Below are 19,125 nucleotides of genomic sequence, written 5' to 3'. Positions count from 1 at the left end.
AATCGGACAAAAAGCCTTGGTTTTTCCAAGGCTTTTTTATTGCATATTCATTTTGTAGATGAGTGAAACAGATAAATATATGAAACTCTATCTTTGTCACCGTGATTTCCACGCATATTTTTAGTATTCTAACCGATTCACACAACCATACCTTGTGATATGTCGGTCGAAAACACCTCAATTCAGGGAATTACCCTTTACAGCCATGCTGATGATTTCCGTTCACACTGGATCCGTTTTTTATTGGCAGAAAAACAAATTAAATATCAATTAATCGTGACTGATCACGAAGATGAAGATCTCGCAAGCCTAAATCCTTATAATCAATTGCCAATGCTGGTTGAGCAAAATCTTAAATTATTTTCAGCACCTATCATTGCTGAGTATCTCGATGACCGATATCGTCAGAATAAACTATATGCCGATGCCCCTATGGCACGTGCAGAGCAACGCCAATATATTTGGCGTCTTGAAAATGATTGGTTTAAGTTGGCCGATCATATGCTCAGACATGCAGATACATTAAATATAGAACAAAAACAAAAAGCACAAAAAGAATTGCGTGACACCTTAATATCACTTACCCCTTTATTTCAGCATTTCCCTTATTTTATGTCCGAAAATTTTTCAATCCTGGACTGTATGCTTGCTCCAATTTTTGTGAGACTTAATAGCATGGGAATTGATTTACCAAAGCAGCAGTGTCGACCTATATTTTTGTATTGTAAACGTATCTTTAGCCGCCCTTCTTTTGTTAAATCCATGACGCCCCAAGAGAAAACCCGTTACAATGAACTATTAAATATGGAATAGTGTGATATGTCTGAGCAAACTACTGAATTAACCCCTACACGTCCTTATCTTGCTCGTGCAATCTATGAATGGATTTGTGACAATCAACTCACACCTTATTTACTCGTTGATGCAACACAACCGCACACTGATGTACCACAACAGTTTGTGAAAGATGGACAAATTGTTTTAAACATTGTGCCTCATGCGGTACATCAACTACTCATTAGCAATGATGCGATTACATTTTCAGCACGTTTTGGCGGCGTTTCCAAAGATATTTACGTACCTATCCAAGCAGTTTTAGGTATTTATGCACGTGAAAATGGACAAGGTTTATTCTTTGACCCTGAAGAATATGCCAATGTAGCGCCTGTAGAAGATAAGTTAGACTCAGAAACACAAGAAACATCTGAACCAACCAAGAAAAAGCCAACATTAAGAATTTTAGATTAATTTTAGAGGAATAAAGTATGGCATTTGATTTAGTCCAATACTTTGCTGAGCAAATAAAAATTCAAAAGCCTCAGCTTTTAAATCAATATCCAGCCAATGAGAAAAATAAGCTGATTGACGAAGTGAATATATTGACGCTTGGTAAATTAATCAGCTTATGGCGTCAGGACGACAATAAAATTTATCATGAAATCAAAACTGCCGATCCATTGTATATTCAAGAAGTTGCACGTCATCTAACTACGTCAAAACACAATAAGTCAGTTTTAAAAAATTCTGAACTTGAGCAAAGTATTTCTGAGATTCTGGCATTACAGTTAACAGAACTTAATCAACTTGATGAGACTGGTGGTTTCGGCCAAAGTGGTTTAAAAGAGCTCATTTTAGGGCAAGTTGAACATTTATCTGGCCAAGCTGAAGATTGGGTTTGGTCAACAAACCATCTAACAGAGCTCATTGGTTCTAAACCTGTTGAACAAGAAGAGCTATCATTGGATGCAACAATGAAGGAGTTCAACCAAATGGTTCACCAAGCCCAACCACATCATGAAGATTTACATGTTGAAGAGCAACCTAACGAAACTTTTATTCCTGGATGGTCAAAAGTTATCGCTCCTCTTGTTCCTTTAGCTATTTTAGGCTATCTCTATTGTATGTATACACAGCTTGTATAATTTTGTTTTTTTATAATTAAAGGGAACGTATGTTCCCTTTTTTGATTTAAATAATCATCTTCTATAAATCAATAGTGATTACTAGTAACCACAATTGCTCTTCTCTTAAATTTGGATACTAAATAGCATTTGCCGTTTTTTCACTTGTTGACCTTGCTGACCTAAAATTTCATCGACTACACCATCCACATCAGATTTAATCTGTTGCTGAATTTTCATAGCTTCAAGAATCAATAATGTTTGGCCCTTTACTACTTGATCGCCTTCATTGACTAGGATATTCACTACAGCCCCATCCATCGGTGCTCGAATTTTGCCATCTCCCGCTACATCGGTAGCTTCTGGTGCAGCGTAAGTCATATTGCGTATCAAAACATTGCCATTATCTCGATCTAGATAAAGCTGATCATCATCCAATACATATTGAACACGGCGAAGTACACCATCAATTAAGTAAACTAGCTGTTCTGGCGTTTTCTCAAGCATATCAATACAAACTACTTGATCACAGAACTTTACCGTGAATATGTTATTTACAGATGAAAGCTGCAATTGAATTTGCTGATCGGCAGTTTGTAATTTTAACGGTAATGGCACACCAAGCCCAGTTTGCCACACTGCAGTACCTTTACTTTGGCTAAATAGTGCTGCAGCAATCGCTAAGGTTTCTAAAGATAAAACTTGATAGTGTAAGCTCGGATCATTTTTGAAATGCTGTTGGATGAATGCAGTATTGGTATCCCCTGCGACAACAACTGGATGGCGCAGTAAATTGACCAAGAACTGTTTATTACTATTCACTCCAAGTAAAACACTATCATCGACTGCACGAGCCAGTAAGCGAATCGCATCCTCACGGGTTTTCCCATAGGCAATCACCTTTGCTACCATCGGATCGTAAAATGGACTGACTTCATCAGGTGCTAACATGCCATGATCAATTCGCACATTTGGCAAGGTTGCAGGCTTCCAACGTAAAATTTTTCCTGTTTGTGGCAAAAAGTCCTGACGTGGGTCTTCTGCATACAAACGCACTTCAATAGCATGTCCATTTAAGGTCAATTCCTGTTGCTTTAAAGGTAACTGCTCACCATTCGCCACACGTAACTGCCATTCAACTAAATCTAACCCTGTAATAAGCTCAGTGACCGGATGTTCTACCTGCAAACGGGTATTCATCTCCAAAAAGTAAAATACACCCGATGCATCTAGCAAAAACTCAACTGTACCTGCCCCAACATAAGCACATGCTTTTGCCGCTGCTACGGCTGCCTCACCCATTTTCTGACGCAGTTCAGGCGTCATCACCGGACATGGAGCTTCTTCAACTACTTTTTGATGACGGCGCTGAATTGAACAATCACGTTCAAACAAATACACATAATTGCCGTGAGTATCACCAAAAACCTGAATTTCGACATGACGCGGAGCAATGACTGCTTTTTCTAAAATTAACTCCCCCGAACCAAAAGCATTTTCAGCTTCTGAACGTGCGGTTTGTAATGCCTCAAACAACTCGGATGCTTGCTGTACCAAACGCATGCCACGACCGCCACCACCCGCAGAAGCTTTGACCATAATTGGAAAACCAATCTGCTCAGCTTGAGTTGCTAAATATTCGAGATCTTGTCGGTCACCTTCATAGCCCGGCACACAAGGGACGCCCGCCTCAATCATGGCGATTTTTGAAAGGCGTTTACTGCCCATTAACTCAATTGCAGAAGCGGTAGGCCCAATAAATGTAATCTGGTTGTCGATACATGCCTGAGCAAAATCAGTATTTTCTGACAAAAAACCATAGCCGGGGTGAACTGCATCCGCCCCTGTTTTTTTGCAAGCTTCAATAATTTTAGCGATGGAGAGATAAGACTCTGATACTTTTGAAGCACCAATATAAACAGCTTCATCAGCCTCTTGCACATGGCGAGCATTACGGTCTGCATCGGAATAAACTGCGACGGTTTGGTAGCCCATTGCCTTGGCTGTTTGTATCACGCGAACTGCAATTTCACCACGATTGGCAACCAGTATTTTTGAAAATTTCATTATTTTTATCCTTATCTTTTATGATCCATCGGCCCAATTTGGTAACCTTTTCTGGATAAAAGCCATTGTTCCTTCTTGTCCTTCAGCACCACCAACCGCTTGAGCAAACTGCTGTGCAGCATCATCTAGCAACTCATTTAAAGGTTCATTGAGTGTTCGATGTAACAGTACTTTAGTCACACGTGAAGCTTGAGGAGCTGCTCGTTTAATGTGTTGAATGGTTTCCTCTAAAGCTTGTTCAAGTTCAATTTCATTATGTGCAATTTGATGAACCACACCGACACTCAGTGCTGTATGCCCTTCAAAACGCATGCCGAGTAAAGCCAGTCGGCGTGCCTGAGTCAGGCCAATACGTTTCACCACAAAAGGAGCAATTTGAGCAGGAATCACACCAAGCCCAGTTTCAGGTAAACCAAACTGAGCATTATCACGACTGATGGCAACATCAGAAACACATGCCAGCCCAAAACCTCCACCTAACACCGCACCTTCTAAAATGACCACAACAGTCTGTGGTGCAGCTTCAACTTGCTCAAGCATGGCACCAAAACGGCGGTTAAAATTAGTATAAGGTTGTAGACTACCAACGTTAGTTGCTTCAACGCGTAAAGCAGCCATGTCTTTAATATCACCACCTGCGCAGAAAGTCCCACCTTCACCACGAATGATGACTGCACGAATTGAAAGATCATCACGAATGGCAGTAAAAACTTGTTGAATCGCATTGACCATATTCAAGTTCATGGCATTACGGCTCTCTGGTCGGTTTAACCAAAGATATAAAACACTGCCGTCTTGTTCTAATTGAATACTGTCATCAATATCTAAAGCTTGAAGCGATGCTGAAAGTGTCATGGTTGATTCCTTATTTTTGTTTTTTTGGCAAGATATCCATCAACTTACAGATAATCCCCAACATAATCTCATCTGCGCCACCGCCAATAGAGCCTAAACGACCATCACGATATAGCTGGGATGCAGGGTTATCCCACATAAAGCCATTGCCACCCCAATATTGTAGACAGCTATCGGCAACTTCACGGCTTAAACGGCCTGCTTTGAGCTTTGCCATAGATGCCAGCTTAGTCACATCTTCACCCGCAATATGCTGTTCACACGCTTGGTAGGTTAAGGCTTTAAGCGCTTCTACTTCAGTCATGAGTTCGGCAAAACGAAAATGGATATATTGGTTATTAATGAGTGGTTGACCAAATGTCATACGCTCTTTGGTATAGGCGATAGTCTTTTGAATTAAATTTTCCAAACCACCAATCGCATTAGCACAAGCCCATAAACGCTCTTCCTGAAATTGCATCATCTGCATCATGAAGCCCATACCTTCAACGCCAACCAAGTTACGCTGAGGTACACGTACATTGTCTAAATAAACCTGCGCTGTGGTCGTTGAACGCATCCCTAATTTATTTAACGGCTCTGAAAAACTAATCCCTTTAGTTTTGGCTGGCACAATAATCATCGACTTATTAACATGTGGTTTATCGTCAGATGTGTTGGCTAAAAGACAGAAGAAATCGGCCTGCAGTGAGTTGGTAATCCACATTTTGCTGCCGTTAATGACATAGTCATCGCCATCTTTTTTAGCAGTCGTTTTAATAGCAGCAACATCCGAACCAGCATGCACTTCCGATACCGCAATTGAGGCAACATATTCTCCAGCAATGGCTGGTGTTAAAAACTCATCACGTAATTCTTTGCTACCAAAACGCGCCAAAGCAGGTGTTGCCATATCGGTTTGTACACCAATGGCTAAAGGCACACCGCCGCAAGCTGCGCGTCCAATTTCTTCAGCAACAACCAAGTTATAAGAGTAATCTAAAGCCAGACCACCATTTTCCTCAGGCTTACAAATCCCCAATAGGCCAAGATCACCCATCTTTTTAAATACATCGTGGATCGGGAAACATCCAGCTTCTTCCCATTCCGGAATATTCGGATTCAGTTCATTTTCAACAAATTGACGCGCTGTACGGCGTAATGCTTCATGTTCGGCAGTAAATTTCATGGTGTTGTTCCTATTAATTTTTTTAATTACGGTAAAGATTGATTAAAAACGAGACACACCAAAACGGGTCGGATTTAGATCGCGTTGCTGTGCTTCATAAATAGTTTCTAAAAGGAAAATAAGTAATTTTCGGGTATCTCGCGGGTCAATAATGCCGTCATCATGTAGCATGGCCGTATTGAAAAGCGCGGTAGATTGTTGCTCTAATTTCATGGCCGTACTTTGCTCAAGAAAATCGAGCATTTGCGGATTCGGTTCCTGCCCGGAAGCTTTTTGTTTCCCTTCAGCAACAATACGCAGTACCTTTCCAGCCTGTGCAGCCCCCATTACAGCAACATGAGAGTTCGGCCAAGCAAAAATAAAATCTGGTGATAAACTCCGACCACACATTGCGTAGTTACCAGCACCATATGACCCTGCCACAACGATTGAAATTTTAGGTACAGTACAATTGGCAACCGCTTGAATCAGTTTTGAGCCATGCTTAATAATGCCATTTTGCTCGGCATCGGTTCCCACCATAAAGCCAGTAGTGTTATGTAAGAATAATAACGGACGGTTGGTCTGTTCACATAAGTGAATAAACTGAGCTGCTTTCGCTGCTCCTTGAGGGGTAATCGGACCATTATTGGTAATAATACCGATATGCAAACCACCAATTTTTGCCCAGCCACATACCGTTAAATCATCATATTCCTGCTTAAATTCTAGAAAATCTGAATCGTCAATAATGCGGGCAACCACTTCTTTCATATCAAATGGTTGTTTAGGATCACTTGGAATAACACCCAACAGTTCCTCGGTATCGTAACGAGGCTCTTTATAAGTCACATCAACTGGTTTGATTTGTTCTTTCCAGTTGAGGTATTCAAAAATTTCACGCGCAAGTCGAATCCCATCGGCATCATTTTCTGCTAAGTATTCTGCTGTTCCAGCAACCTGTGCATGCATTTCAGCCCCACCCAATTCCTCCGCTGTGGCGACTTCACCCGTGGCAGCCAGAAGTAAAGGTGGACCTGCAAGAAGCATCTCTGTTTGTTTGCGTACTACAATGACATAATCCGAAAGACCTGGTTGATAAGCTCCTCCTGCCGTTGCATTCCCATGTACCACTGCAAGCTGAGGAATACCTGCCGCAGACAGACGTGCCTGATTGGCAAAAGTCATACCACCATAGGTAAATACTTCAGCTGCATAATTTAAGTTAGCACCGCCACTTTCGGTCAGCGTAATCAGCGGGAGTTTTTGTTCTAAGGCAATTTTTTGCAAACGCAAAGTTTTCTGTACACCCATAGGTGACATGGTCCCGCCTTTAATCGCGCTATTACTTGCAGAGACCAGACAACGCACACCACTGACAAAACCAATGCCAGCAATTACACCACCACCAGCTTCGGAGCCATCCTTGTCATCATGCATGTTGTAGCCAACCAAGCCACAAAGTTCGACAAAAGGCGAATCGGCATCGAGCAATAACCGTACACGCTCATGCGGCAGAATCTTGCCCTTTTTATCGAATTTCGGTTTAGCAGCATACGATTTATCAATGCTTTTTTGCTGAATTGCACGGACTTCACTCAGCTGAGTAAGCAGTGCCTCTTTATTCTTTTGATACTGTTCACTACCAACAGTAATTTCGGATTGAAGAATGGTCATTTTTTATTCCTCACTCCGAGCCTGAATTATTGCTTTGCTCGACTTTTTCAGTCTTATCTTTTTTAAAAATTTCAGGAATAAACGCGCGATGGAAACCATTATAAGATTGACTATTTGTTGCTTCGGCTAGTGGGTACATGCGTGTCCCTTGCGATGCAGCGCCATCAATACGCAAAGTTACACCTGACACAAAAGCCGCAGCATCGGACAGTAAATAACAAATTGCCGATGAGACTTCCGACTCAGTTCCCATACGTTTTAAAGGTACATTGCCAGCAAGACTTGGAATAATTACTTTGGCAAAATCACCGCTATAATTATCCATACCAGATGATACAATCCACCCTGGTGCAACCGCATTTACACGAACACCAGATTTGCCCCACTCAACCGATGCTGTTTTAGTTAAGTTATCAACCCCTGAACGCGCAGCACCAGAATGTCCCATTCCTGGCATGCCACCCCACATATCAGCAGTCATATTGACAATACTGCCACCATGTTTAGCCATCCATTGGTTATAAGCTTCACGCATTAAATAGAAAGTTGCGTGTAAATTATTACGCACGACTGCATCGAAACCATTCGCCGAAATATTCTCTAAAGCTGAGGGGAACTGCCCGCCTGCATTATTTACCAAACCATCGAGTTTGCCGAATTTCTCAATCACTTCGGCAATCATATTTTTCACTTGTTCTTCTTCACGGTTATCACAAACAATGAAATGAACTAAGCCCCCATCTTCTATTATTTCTTGGCTTACTTTCTCTAATTTTTCAATTTTGCGTCCTGTAATCACTACTTGTGCACCCAAAGCGGCAAGTTCATGTGCCGTACAGCGTCCAATTCCTGAGCCACCACCTGTCACAATAATGACTTTATTGGCGAAAGCATCTGGTCTAAATATTGATTGATAACTCATCTTTGTTTCATCCATTCATTTTATTTTTCTAAAAGATGTGCCGGAACTTTAACAGGCATATCCAATAACTGTTGGGCAAAGGCTTTACCTTGCGGATCAATACGTAAGCTGGCAACACCACCACCGCCTAAGGCATTCTCCAACATAAAATTCAGTGCATTTAAACCCGGTAACTCATAACGGATTACTCGCCCTTTCTCAGCATCCAAGACATGTTGCATATAGCTTGCAACAGACTGTTCAGTTAGTGCTGCACGAATCCATGGTAAATAGTCTGCTTTACGTGCAATCACGCCAATATTGCTATGATTGCCTTTATCACCACTGCGGGCATGCGCAATTTCAATCAAAGGAACTTCAATTTCATCTCCTTGATACACCGCACTTTCACCGGTTGCTAAAGTATTGATTTTTTGTGCAGATACGCTCTTAGGAATTTCAACCGAGTGACGTTGGCCATCAAAATCGATTTCAACATTCACCTGATTTTTATCAATTAAAAATGAAAATAACTTAATTACTGGAGATGCTTTAGGTCGGCCTCCAACAATTCCTGCCAAGGCTGGAGCCATACCTGTTGAAGCTTGTGCAATTTCAGATGCAAAGAACATACATGCTTCTTTAAACATGTGTTTTACAGCGATTTTAACTACCACTTCACGACTATTTAATGTTTGGGCATGGTCGCCATAGGTACTTTCAATACCTAAAATTTCAAAAGACTTTTCACTAAATGGCGGCACTGAGCGCATTGCTAAAACACGTTCGCACTTAGTCAAAATCGCATCAGCAATGACTTGTGCTTTTTGTGGTGCCTCACGTCCTGCAATGAGGAAACTCACTAAAACCCGATATCCATCTGGGTAAGTCGCGCTGACTTTATATTGTGTAGTTGGTGCTTGTCCTTTTGCACCCATCACACGAACTCGGTGCTCCCCGACTTGCTCTAAATGCACGTGGCTGAAATCAGCAATGACATCGGGTAGTAAATATGCTTGAGGATTGCCTATTTCATAAACAATTTGCTCTGCAACTGTAGCAGTAGAAACCAGACCACCTGTACCTTGAGGCTTAGTTACAACAAATGAGCCATCTTCACTCACTTCAACCACTGGAAAGCCCATGTTGTCGAAGCCCTGTACCAATTGCCAATCGGTAAAATTACCACCCGTACATTGGGCTCCACATTCAATCACATGACCTGCCAACGAACCTTGCGCCAATTTGTCATAGTCATCTAAAGGCCACTGATATTCATGAAGTAAGGGTGCAAGTACCACAGCAGAGTCAACTACACGACCCGTAATCACAATATCTGCACCTAAGTCTAAGGCGTCACGAATAGCAACCGCGCCTAAATAAGCATTACTGCTTGCCACCTGTTCTGGCAACGCTTCTCCGCTAAACATTTCTTGAATATTCTGTGATTTTAGCTGCTCATGTTTTGGCAAAAGATCATCACCTAACACCACAGCCACTTTCAGATCTAGACCATACTCTTTAATAATTTTTTGCAAGGCATCCCGACAAGCCAATGGATTAACACCACCCGCATTACTAATCACTTTAATCTTTTTTTCAGCAATTTTTTTTAGTAAGGGTGCCATGACTCGGCTGACAAAATCTAAAGCATAACCATGTTTCGGTTCTACCATCTTCGCTTTTGCCATAATCGACATGGTAATTTCGGACAAATAATCAAAAACCAAATAATTAATATCGGTCAAATGCACTAACTGAAAAGCGGCAGTATTGGTATCTCCCCAAAACCCAGAGGCACACCCTATTTTTACGACTAGATGATCATCCTGCTGATTATTTGCCATTCTATTTCTCATTATTTTGTCTAAAAATCAGCCTCAACATCACCAAGCAAGCGCTTGGTTTGTAAAGCGCAAAATGTTATTGTGATGTTGACCAAATCTTCCAAATTCGGCAAATAATCTGAAATGCGATGAAATTTAGTGAAAATTTCCACTATAGACTTTTAGATAAAGGAACAAACTGAGCACATGATTGCCACCTCAATTGAACAGATTCCATATATCCCCTGCTTTGATGACAGTCCACGTGGCCGTTTATTGCATGGTGCAGCCTATCTTTTTCATAAGCAAGGCTATGATAAAACCACTGTTCGTGAACTTGCTCAATTTATTGGAATCCAATCGGGAAGCTTATTTCATCATTTCAAAAGTAAAGATGATATCCTCGCTCATGTGATGGAACAGACCATTATCTATAATCTTGCCCGTTTAAATGATGCAGTAACTCAATCTACAGACCCAGAACAACAATTACGTGCTCTTATTAAAGCCGAACTGATCTCAATTACTGGAGATACTGGTGCAGCCATGGCTGTGTTGGTGTACGAATGGTTCGCTCTATCAAAAGAAAAGCAAGATTATCTTTTAAAAATGCGTAATGAATATGAACAAATCTGGCTCGACGTTATAGAAAAGTTACGCACACAAGGTAAAGTCAAACACGATGCTTTTATTTGGCGACGCTTAATTGGCGGTGCAATTTCATGGACTGTAACTTGGTATAAATCTGAGGGTAAAGTCAAAATTGATGAGTTAACGGAAATGGTTTGGGAAATGGCTTTGAAATAAAAAAGGTGGCTCAAAGTCCACCTTATAAGAATTAATAACCAAGCTGTTTACTAATCAAATCTTTCATAATTTCTTCAGCACCACCGCCAATCATATTGACCTTTACTTCACGGTAAATACGTTCTGACTTGGTACCTCGCATAAAGCCCATACCACCTAATGTTTGTACAGCCGCATCAGCACAAAATTGCATAGTGCGAGTCGCAACATTTTTAAGCATTGAAATTTGCGCCACCAACTCAGGTCCTTGTAACTTCGGCTGAGTCATTTTCCATGCTGTTTCTTCAAGTAATGCCCTCGTTGAGGTCAGTTGGGTTGCCATATCTACCAATTTATGGCGTACTACTTGATGATCAATTAATCGCTTACCAAAAGTTTTACGTTGCTGTGCCCACTCTAAAGCTTCTTCATAACAGACTAATGCATACCCATAAGCGACTACTCCCAAGAAAAACCGCTCCATATTAAAGTTATTCATAATAACTTTAAAACCGGCATTTTCTTTGCCAAGTAGATTTGATGCAGGTACTCGTACTTGATCAAAATGCAAATGTGCCGTATCTGATGCCCACCATCCCATTTTCTTCAAAGGCGTTTTAGTAATACCTTCACTATGTGCATCAATGAGTAACATTGAAATGCCTTCTGCACCCGTTTTTGTCGGATCAGTACGCACTGCAACTGTATAATAGTCTGCACGAATTCCCGATGTAATAAATGTTTTCTCGCCCGAAACAATATAATAATCCCCATCTCTGACAGCTTTAGTCTGTAATGCAGCAACATCTGAACCACCACCAGGTTCTGTAATCGCTAAAGCCGAAATTTTCTCACCGGAAATAATACCTGGCAGAACTCTAGCCTTTAACTCCGCACTTCCAAAGTGCTGAATGGGAGGGGCGCCAATGGTATGGACCATGAGCGAGATATGCACCCCACCTGAACCCGCCTTTGCCATTTCGATACCAGCCAGTAATGAATACAATGGATCTGCATCTGGAATACCACCATATTCTTCTGAAAAACCTAGACCCAATAATCCAATTTCGGCAGCCTTTTTATAAAGTTCTCTTGGGAATGTCTCAGCCTCATCCCATTCATTAACGAAAGGTGTCATTTCTTTTTGTACAAATCTACGAACATTATCGGCAAAAGCTATATGTTGTTCATTATAGTAAATTGGATTGAGCTGCATTTTTAGAAATGTCCTGATGTTTTTATTTAATTCCAGAACATATCTTGTCATGTTTACCATCCGTCAAAAGTTGCAAGAATCTCCATTTTCTTGGCATAAAATATCAAATCCAAACGATCGAGTTGATTCGCAAGACCTATACCCTTAAACAGCAGCGAAAACCACGAGCTGCATAATATGACTGGGCTCCATTGTGATAGATGAAGACTCGACCATAGCGACGGTCCGCAAAAAGAGCTCCTCCTAATTTTCGGATTTCCTCTGGAGTAGCAAGCCAGCTTGATGTTTTTAGATCAAACTCCCCGAGCTGTTGTAATTGGTGATATTGCTCTTCTGTTAGGAGTTCAGCCCCTATTTCTTGGACTAAGTCTATTGCGCTATTTTTAGGAGGATGATCTTTTCTAGACTCTAAGGCTTCTCGATCATAGCAAAGGCTTCTACGACCTTTCGGTGACTCAACAGAGCAATCTATAAACAAATATTCATCTTTCTGCTGGTCATAAGCAATAACATCCGGCTCTCCTCCTGTATTTTCCATTTCCTGCAATGTCCATAGTTTGTCTGGAGACTCAATGAGTTTAGCTCGCACATTCGTCCAATCAATTTCTTTATGTCGATGTATATTCTTTTCAAATCTATTTTTTAATAATTCAAGCAACATATCTATTTGCTTTGAAGTTAATTGTTTTTTAGTCATCATTGAATAAACCTAGTTATTAAACAGAACGCCCATCAAAATAATTTATTTTTATCTTTTCTAAATCAATATCATCTATACATCGAACATTAATCGCAAAGATCGAATTACCTTGGGCATCTATACCTTGAGCATAGGGATGAATACCGCAATTTTTACAGAAATGATGATTAATCACATGCTTGTTAAAAGTGTAATTCGCTAAAATATCAGGAGAATCTAAAGTAACGGTAACCTGATTAGTCGGCAGGAACCAAAGTAAAGCCCCTTTCTTTTGGCAGATAGAACAATTACAAGATAAGGCTTCTGTTAGCTCACCTTCCGCGGCAAACTTTACCTGACCACAATGGCAACTTCCTTTATATTCCATTTCATTTTTCCTATTTCTAATTTTTTATAGTTTTATAATATTCTGCCGTTTAGTTCAATTTTCAATCAAAAATGATTTGTAGTTATATAATTAAACAATTCTTTATTGATTGATTTCTTGCTATAAAAAAACACCCCAACCTCTTTTGAGATTGGGGTGTTTAGAATAATGAGCTGGCGATGACTTACTCTCACATGGGTAATCCCACACTACCATCAGCGCTAAGAGGTTTCACTTCTGAGTTCGGGAAGGGATCAGGTGGTTCACTCTTGCTATGGTCGCCAGCACAACTGTTTATGGATACTTGCTTAGGTCTTACTTGATGCCGAAGCGTTTTCCAAATCTGTAACAGACTGGGCTGAATTGAATCTTACTTTATCTGTTCATTTTAGCTAGAGGTATAACTAAATCAAGTTGTCTTGCATATTTAAGAATCGATTGATGCTTCATATACAACTGCTTGGGTGTTGTATAGTCAAGCCTCACGAGCAATTAGTATTGGTCAGCTTCACATATCACTATGCTTCCACATCCAACCTATCAACGTCCTAGTCTCGAACGGCTCTTTAGAGGACATAAAGTCCTAGGGAAATCTTATCTTGAGGTAGGCTTCCCGCTTAGATGCTTTCAGCGGTTATCCCTTCCGAACATAGCTACCCGGCGATGCGACTGGCGTCACAACCGGTACACCAGAGGTTCGTCCACTCTGGTCCTCTCGTACTAGGAGCAGATCCTCTCAAATTTCCAGCGCCCACGGTAGATAGGGACCGAACTGTCTCACGACGTTCTAAACCCAGCTCGCGTACCTCTTTAAATGGCGAACAGCCATACCCTTGGGACCTGCTTCAGCCCCAGGATGAGATGAGCCGACATCGAGGTGCCAAACACCGCCGTCGATATGAACTCTTGGGCGGTATCAGCCTGTTATCCCCAGAGTACCTTTTATCCGTTGAGCGATGGCCCTTCCATACAGAACCACCGGATCACTAAGACCTACTTTCGTACCTGCTCGACTTGTGGGTCTCGCAGTTAAGCGCGCTTTTGCCTTTATACTCTACGCGTGATTTCCGACCACGCTGAGCGCACCTTCGTACTCCTCCGTTACTCTTTAGGAGGAGACCGCCCCAGTCAAACTACCCACCAGACACGGTCCTCGTCCCGGATCACGGGACAGAGTTAGAACCTCAACATTACCAGGGTGGTATTTCAAGGACGGCTCCACTGGAACTAGCGTTCCAGCTTCAAAGCCTCCCACCTATCCTACACAAGTAAGGTCAAAGTTCAGTGTCAAGCTGCAGTAAAGGTTCACGGGGTCTTTCCGTCTAGCCGCGGGTACACTGCATCTTCACAGCGATTTCGATTTCACTGAGCCTCTGCTGGAGACAGCGCCGCCATCATTATGCCATTCGTGCAGGTCGGAACTTACCCGACAAGGAATTTCGCTACCTTAGGACCGTTATAGTTACGGCCGCCGTTTACTGGGGCTTCGATCAAGAGCTTCGCTTACGCTAACCCCATCAATTAACCTTCCAGCACCGGGCAGGCATCACACCCTATACGTCCACTTTCGTGTTTGCAGAGTGCTATGTTTTTAATAAACAGTTGCAGCGGCCTGGTTTCTGCGGCTGTCGTCAGCTCAGGAAGCGAGTTCCATCACCAACAACAGCGTACCTTCTCCCGAAGTTACGGTACCATTTTGCCTAGTTCCTTCAGCAGAGTTCTCTCAAGCGCCTTGGTCTACTCGACCTGACCACCTGTGTCGGTTTCGGGTACGATTCCTGTGTAACTGAAGCTTAGAGACTTTTCCTGGAAGCATGGCATCAACCACTTCGCTGTACAAGTACAGCTTGCTATCAGATCTCAGCATAGAGTACCCCGGATTTGCCTAAGATACATGCCTACATCCTTTCACCTGGACAACCAACGCCAGGCTGATTTAGCCTTCTCCGTCCTCTCATCGCATTACACAGAAGTAATGGAATATTAACCATTTTCCCATCGACTACGCCTTTCGGCCTCGCCTTAGGGGTCGACTCACCCAGCCCCGATTAACGTTGGACTGGAACCCTTGGTCTTTCGGCGAACGGGTTTTTCACCCGTTTTGTCGTTACTCACGTCAGCATTCGCACTTCTGATACCTCCAGCATGCTTCTCAACACACCTTCATCGGCTTACAGAACGCTCCCCTACCACGTATACAAAGTATACATCCGCAGCTTCGGCACATAGTTTTAGCCCCGTTACATCTTCCGCGCAGGCCGACTCGACTAGTGAGCTATTACGCTTTCTTTAAAGGGTGGCTGCTTCTAAGCCAACCTCCTAGCTGTCTATGCCTTCCCACATCGTTTCCCACTTAACTATGATTTTGGGGCCTTAGCTGGCGGTCTGGATTGTTTTCCTCTTGACTACGGACGTTAGCACCCGCAGTCTGTCTCCCGGATAGTACTCATAGGTATTCGGAGTTTGCATCGGTTTGGTAAGTCGGGATGACCCCCTAGCCGAAACAGTGCTCTACCCCCTATGGTATTCGTCCGAGGCGCTACCTAAATAGCTTTCGGGGAGAACCAGCTATCACCAGGCTTGATTAGCCTTTCACCCCTATCCACAAGTCATCCCCTGGCTTTTCAACGACAGTGGGTTCGGTCCTCCAGTTAGTGTTACCCAACCTTCAACCTGCTCATGGATAGATCGCCTGGTTTCGGGTCTATACCCAGCAACTAAACGCCCTATTAAGACTCGATTTCTCTACGGCTCCCCTATACGGTTAACCTCGCTACTGAATATAAGTCGCTGACCCATTATACAAAAGGTACGCAGTCACACCACGAAGGTGCTCCCACTGCTTGTATGCATGCGGTTTCAGGATCTATTTCACTCCCCTCACAGGGGTTCTTTTCGCCTTTCCCTCACGGTACTGGTTCACTATCGGTCAGTCAGGAGTATTTAGCCTTGGAGGATGGTCCCCCCATATTCAGACAAGGTTTCACGTGCCTCGCCCTACTCGTCATCATTATGTGTGCCCTTTCGTGTACGGGAATATCACCCTCTACGTTCGCACTTCCCAGAGCGTTCCACTAAAACACACATAACTTAATGGGCTGATCCCCGTTCGCTCGCCGCTACTGAGGGAATCTCAATTGATTTCTTTTCCTAAGGGTACTGAGATGTTTCACTTCCCCTCGTTCGCCTTGCAACACTATGTATTCATGTTGCAATACCTACCTTAAAGTAGGTGGGTTCCCCCATTCAGACATCTCCGGATCAAAGGATATTTGCCGCCTCCCCGGAGCTTTTCGCAGGCTATCACGTCTTTCATCGCCTCTGACTGCCAAGGCATCCACCACATGCACTTAATTACTTGACTATACAACCCCAAACAGTCGATGTTACCTACAAGTTAGTAACTTCAACATTTCAGTTTAGAGCACTGTGCACTTAAGCACCGTACAGCTTCAATCTAAATTCACATACCAAAACGCTTGATTCAGTTAATTTGCTAGTTCTCAATTCATCTAGATTAATCGCTTAACCTAAACTCTTGAGTGAACAATTTATTTCAGACTCAATTTTGCCAATCTGTTAATGAGTTAATGTGTCTTCGTCAGATCACACTAATTACCGTGATAATGAAATCACAGAAGTTAATAAACCAAGATCTCAATCTTTATTTACTAATTTCTGTAATCCGAACTTATCTTAAGTTCTGGTGGAGACTAGGAGAGTCGAACTCCTGACCTCCTGCGTGCAAAGCAGGCGCTCTACCAACTAAGCTAAGTCCCCAGCTTACATCATCAATCATGTATCTTTTATCTATAACTTCAACCAGTCAAAGTCATGGTGGGTCTGACAAGACTTGAACTTGTGACCCCACGCTTATCAAGCGTGTGCTCTAACCAACTGAGCTACAGACCCTCAGATACATCTATGAAGAACAACTTGTTGTGGATTCTTACCAATCGTCAATCTTTCGTTAAGGAGGTGATCCAGCCGCAGGTTCCCCTACGGCTACCTTGTTACGACTTCACCCCAGTCATCGGCCACACCGTGGTAACCGCCCTCTTTGCAGTTAGGCTAGCTACTTCTGGTGCAACAAACTCCCATGGTGTGACGGGCGGTGTGTACAAGGCCCGGGAACGTATTCACCGCGGCATTCTGATCCGCGATTACTAGCGATTCCGACTTCATGGAGTCGAGTTGCAGACTCCAATCCGGACTACGATCGGCTTTTTGAGATTAGCATCACATCGCTGTGTAGCAACCCTTTGTACCGACCATTGTAGCACGTGTGTAGCCCTGGCCGTAAGGGCCATGATGACTTGACGTCGTCCCCGCCTTCCTCCAGTTTGTCACTGGCAGTATCCTTAAAGTTCCCATCCGAAATGCTGGCAAGTAAGGAAAAGGGTTGCGCTCGTTGCGGGACTTAACCCAACATCTCACGACACGAGCTGACGACAGCCATGCAGCACCTGTATCTAGATTCCCGAAGGCACCAATCCATCTCTGGAAAGTTTCTAGTATGTCAAGGCCAGGTAAGGTTCTTCGCGTTGCATCGAATTAAACCACATGCTCCACCGCTTGTGCGGGCCCCCGTCAATTCATTTGAGTTTTAGTCTTGCGACCGTACTCCCCAGGCGGTCTACTTATCGCGTTAGCTGCGCCACTAAAGCCTCAAAGGCCCCAACGGCTAGTAGACATCGTTTACGGCATGGACTACCAGGGTATCTAATCCTGTTTGCTCCCCATGCTTTCGTACCTCAGCGTCAGTATTAGGCCAGATGGCTGCCTTCGCCATCGGTATTCCTCCAGATCTCTACGCATTTCACCGCTACACCTGGAATTCTACCATCCTCTCCCATACTCTAGCTCACCAGTATCGAATGCAATTCCCAAGTTAAGCTCGGGGATTTCACATCCGACTTAATAAGCCGCCTACGCACGCTTTACGCCCAGTAAATCCGATTAACGCTCGCACCCTCTGTATTACCGCGGCTGCTGGCACAGAGTTAGCCGGTGCTTATTCTGCGAGTAACGTCCACTATCTCTAGGTATTAACTAAAGTAGCCTCCTCCTCGCTTAAAGTGCTTTACAACCATAAGGCCTTCTTCACACACGCGGCATGGCTGGATCAGGGTTCCCCCCATTGTCCAATATTCCCCACTGCTGCCTCCCGTAGGAGTCTGGGCCGTGTCTCAGTCCCAGTGTGGCGGATCATCCTCTCAGACCCGCTACAGATCGTCGCCTTGGTAGGCCTTTACCCCACCAACTAGCTAATCCGACTTAGGCTCATCTATTAGCGCAAGGTCCGAAGATCCCCTGCTTTCTCCCGTAGGACGTATGCGGTATTAGCATCCCTTTCGAGATGTTGTCCCCCACTAATAGGCAGATTCCTAAGCATTACTCACCCGTCCGCCGCTAGGTCCAGTAGCAAGCTACCTTCCCCCGCTCGACTTGCATGTGTTAAGCCTGCCGCCAGCGTTCAATCTGAGCCATGATCAAACTCTTCAGTTAAAATCATTTTGCACCTTATTTATAGACAAGGTACCAATTCTGGCTCATCAATTACTGACTTAAATTTCGCTCAAATAAACTTCGAGTAATTTAAACCAATCAATCAATGAAAATTATTTCGATTAATCAATCAGTAAAAATCCACACAAGTTGTTCTTCAATTCTCTTAATGAT

13 protein-coding genes, 2 tRNA genes and 3 rRNA genes are annotated in these 19,125 nt (G+C 43.0%); 4 read left to right on the top strand and 14 right to left on the bottom strand.

Annotated features, from left to right (window positions below):
* The first annotated feature begins 159 nt into the window (after nt 1–159).
* Genes MKL62_RS16565 through MKL62_RS16555 form a run of 3 tightly spaced genes read left to right on the top strand, consistent with a single transcriptional unit; the run spans nt 160 to nt 1,922 of the window.
* Complete coding sequence (locus MKL62_RS16565; RefSeq protein ID WP_000110146.1) at nt 160–813, top strand: glutathione S-transferase N-terminal domain-containing protein; 654 nt, start codon at nt 160–162, stop codon at nt 811–813.
* 6 nt (nt 814–819) lie between these two features.
* Complete coding sequence (locus MKL62_RS16560) at nt 820–1,248, top strand: ClpXP protease specificity-enhancing factor (protein WP_000003714.1); 429 nt, start codon at nt 820–822, stop codon at nt 1,246–1,248.
* Between the two features lie 17 nt (nt 1,249–1,265).
* On the top strand, nt 1,266–1,922 hold the full coding sequence (locus MKL62_RS16555) for a hypothetical protein (RefSeq protein WP_005127708.1): 657 nt from the start codon (nt 1,266–1,268) through the stop codon (nt 1,920–1,922).
* A gap of 105 nt (nt 1,923–2,027) precedes the next feature.
* Here the strand turns inward: MKL62_RS16555 and MKL62_RS16550 are convergent, their stop codons facing one another.
* The 6 genes from MKL62_RS16550 to MKL62_RS16525 are packed head-to-tail and all read right to left on the bottom strand — an operon-like array spanning nt 2,028 to nt 10,395.
* Nucleotides 2,028–3,968, bottom strand: a complete 1,941-nt coding sequence (locus tag MKL62_RS16550; protein WP_005127710.1) for an acetyl/propionyl/methylcrotonyl-CoA carboxylase subunit alpha — start codon at nt 3,966–3,968, stop codon at nt 2,028–2,030.
* Between the two features lie 18 nt (nt 3,969–3,986).
* A complete protein-coding gene (locus tag MKL62_RS16545; protein WP_005127713.1) occupies nt 3,987–4,823 on the bottom strand; it encodes an enoyl-CoA hydratase/isomerase family protein in 837 nt (278 codons plus the stop codon).
* Between the two features lie 10 nt (nt 4,824–4,833).
* Nucleotides 4,834–5,991: an acyl-CoA dehydrogenase family protein gene (locus MKL62_RS16540; RefSeq protein ID WP_005127714.1), complete on the bottom strand. Its 1,158-nt coding sequence runs from the start codon at nt 5,989–5,991 to the stop codon at nt 4,834–4,836.
* Between the two features lie 42 nt (nt 5,992–6,033).
* Nucleotides 6,034–7,647: an acyl-CoA carboxylase subunit beta gene (locus MKL62_RS16535; RefSeq protein WP_000154101.1), complete on the bottom strand. Its 1,614-nt coding sequence runs from the start codon at nt 7,645–7,647 to the stop codon at nt 6,034–6,036.
* Between the two features lie 10 nt (nt 7,648–7,657).
* The gene (locus tag MKL62_RS16530; protein WP_000121939.1) at nt 7,658–8,569 is read right to left on the bottom strand and encodes an SDR family oxidoreductase; all 912 of its coding nucleotides are present in this window, start codon (nt 8,567–8,569) and stop codon (nt 7,658–7,660) included.
* Between the two features lie 20 nt (nt 8,570–8,589).
* Complete coding sequence (locus MKL62_RS16525; RefSeq protein WP_005127715.1) at nt 8,590–10,395, bottom strand: acyclic terpene utilization AtuA family protein; 1,806 nt, start codon at nt 10,393–10,395, stop codon at nt 8,590–8,592.
* Nucleotides 10,396–10,581: 186 nt separating this feature from the next.
* Between MKL62_RS16525 and MKL62_RS16520 the strand changes: the two genes are divergently transcribed.
* Nucleotides 10,582–11,181 carry a TetR/AcrR family transcriptional regulator gene (locus MKL62_RS16520; protein ID WP_000562198.1) on the top strand — a complete coding sequence of 200 codons (600 nt, stop codon included), beginning with the start codon at nt 10,582–10,584 and terminating at the stop codon, nt 11,179–11,181.
* Nucleotides 11,182–11,212: 31 nt separating this feature from the next.
* On the opposite strand, the gene MKL62_RS16515 is transcribed toward MKL62_RS16520, so the two are convergent.
* From MKL62_RS16515 to MKL62_RS16480, 8 genes are all read right to left on the bottom strand, one after another.
* Nucleotides 11,213–12,376 (bottom strand): acyl-CoA dehydrogenase family protein, encoded by a 1,164-nt coding sequence (locus MKL62_RS16515; RefSeq protein WP_005127716.1) that lies wholly within the window; start codon nt 12,374–12,376, stop codon nt 11,213–11,215.
* Nucleotides 12,377–12,512: 136 nt separating this feature from the next.
* Complete coding sequence (locus MKL62_RS16510) at nt 12,513–13,076, bottom strand: DUF4256 domain-containing protein (protein WP_000988417.1); 564 nt, start codon at nt 13,074–13,076, stop codon at nt 12,513–12,515.
* 16 nt (nt 13,077–13,092) lie between these two features.
* Entirely contained in the window at nt 13,093–13,443 is a 351-nt protein-coding gene (locus MKL62_RS16505) for a GFA family protein (RefSeq protein WP_000455811.1), read from the bottom strand.
* 171 nt (nt 13,444–13,614) lie between these two features.
* Nucleotides 13,615–13,729: ribosomal RNA gene (gene rrf, locus MKL62_RS16500) — 5S ribosomal RNA — on the bottom strand.
* Between the two features lie 185 nt (nt 13,730–13,914).
* Nucleotides 13,915–16,807: ribosomal RNA gene (locus tag MKL62_RS16495) — 23S ribosomal RNA — on the bottom strand.
* Between the two features lie 340 nt (nt 16,808–17,147).
* A tRNA-Ala gene (locus MKL62_RS16490) sits at nt 17,148–17,223 on the bottom strand.
* Between the two features lie 55 nt (nt 17,224–17,278).
* A tRNA-Ile gene (locus tag MKL62_RS16485) sits at nt 17,279–17,355 on the bottom strand.
* A gap of 59 nt (nt 17,356–17,414) precedes the next feature.
* Nucleotides 17,415–18,951, bottom strand: a 16S ribosomal RNA gene (locus MKL62_RS16480).
* The 16S, 23S and 5S rRNA genes sit together here with 2 tRNA genes alongside, the layout of an rRNA operon.
* Between the last annotated feature and the right edge of the window lie 174 nt (nt 18,952–19,125).

It is taken from the genome of Acinetobacter sp. AOR01_HL (genome assembly GCF_027855455.1).
Lineage (GTDB): Bacteria > Pseudomonadota > Gammaproteobacteria > Pseudomonadales > Moraxellaceae > Acinetobacter > Acinetobacter baumannii.
The sequence above is the reverse complement of the archived record's forward strand: the minus strand, read 5'-3'. Positions and strand labels throughout refer to the sequence as shown.

Excerpts from the sequence above, each read along its gene's own strand:
- MKL62_RS16565 (WP_000110146.1), top strand. The coding sequence starts at position 160 with ATGTCGGTCGAAAACACCTCAATTCAGGGAATTACCCTTTACAGCCAT.
- MKL62_RS16560 (WP_000003714.1), top strand. The coding sequence starts at position 820 with ATGTCTGAGCAAACTACTGAATTAACCCCTACACGTCCTTATCTTGCT.
- MKL62_RS16555 (WP_005127708.1), top strand. The coding sequence starts at position 1,266 with ATGGCATTTGATTTAGTCCAATACTTTGCTGAGCAAATAAAAATTCAA.
- MKL62_RS16550 (WP_005127710.1), bottom strand. The coding sequence starts at position 3,968 with ATGAAATTTTCAAAAATACTGGTTGCCAATCGTGGTGAAATTGCAGTT.
- MKL62_RS16545 (WP_005127713.1), bottom strand. The coding sequence starts at position 4,823 with ATGACACTTTCAGCATCGCTTCAAGCTTTAGATATTGATGACAGTATT.
- MKL62_RS16540 (WP_005127714.1), bottom strand. The coding sequence starts at position 5,991 with ATGAAATTTACTGCCGAACATGAAGCATTACGCCGTACAGCGCGTCAA.
- MKL62_RS16535 (WP_000154101.1), bottom strand. The coding sequence starts at position 7,647 with ATGACCATTCTTCAATCCGAAATTACTGTTGGTAGTGAACAGTATCAA.
- MKL62_RS16530 (WP_000121939.1), bottom strand. The coding sequence starts at position 8,569 with ATGAGTTATCAATCAATATTTAGACCAGATGCTTTCGCCAATAAAGTC.
- MKL62_RS16525 (WP_005127715.1), bottom strand. The coding sequence starts at position 10,395 with ATGGCAAATAATCAGCAGGATGATCATCTAGTCGTAAAAATAGGGTGT.
- MKL62_RS16520 (WP_000562198.1), top strand. The coding sequence starts at position 10,582 with ATGATTGCCACCTCAATTGAACAGATTCCATATATCCCCTGCTTTGAT.
- MKL62_RS16515 (WP_005127716.1), bottom strand. The coding sequence starts at position 12,376 with ATGCAGCTCAATCCAATTTACTATAATGAACAACATATAGCTTTTGCC.
- MKL62_RS16510 (WP_000988417.1), bottom strand. The coding sequence starts at position 13,076 with ATGATGACTAAAAAACAATTAACTTCAAAGCAAATAGATATGTTGCTT.
- MKL62_RS16505 (WP_000455811.1), bottom strand. The coding sequence starts at position 13,443 with ATGGAATATAAAGGAAGTTGCCATTGTGGTCAGGTAAAGTTTGCCGCG.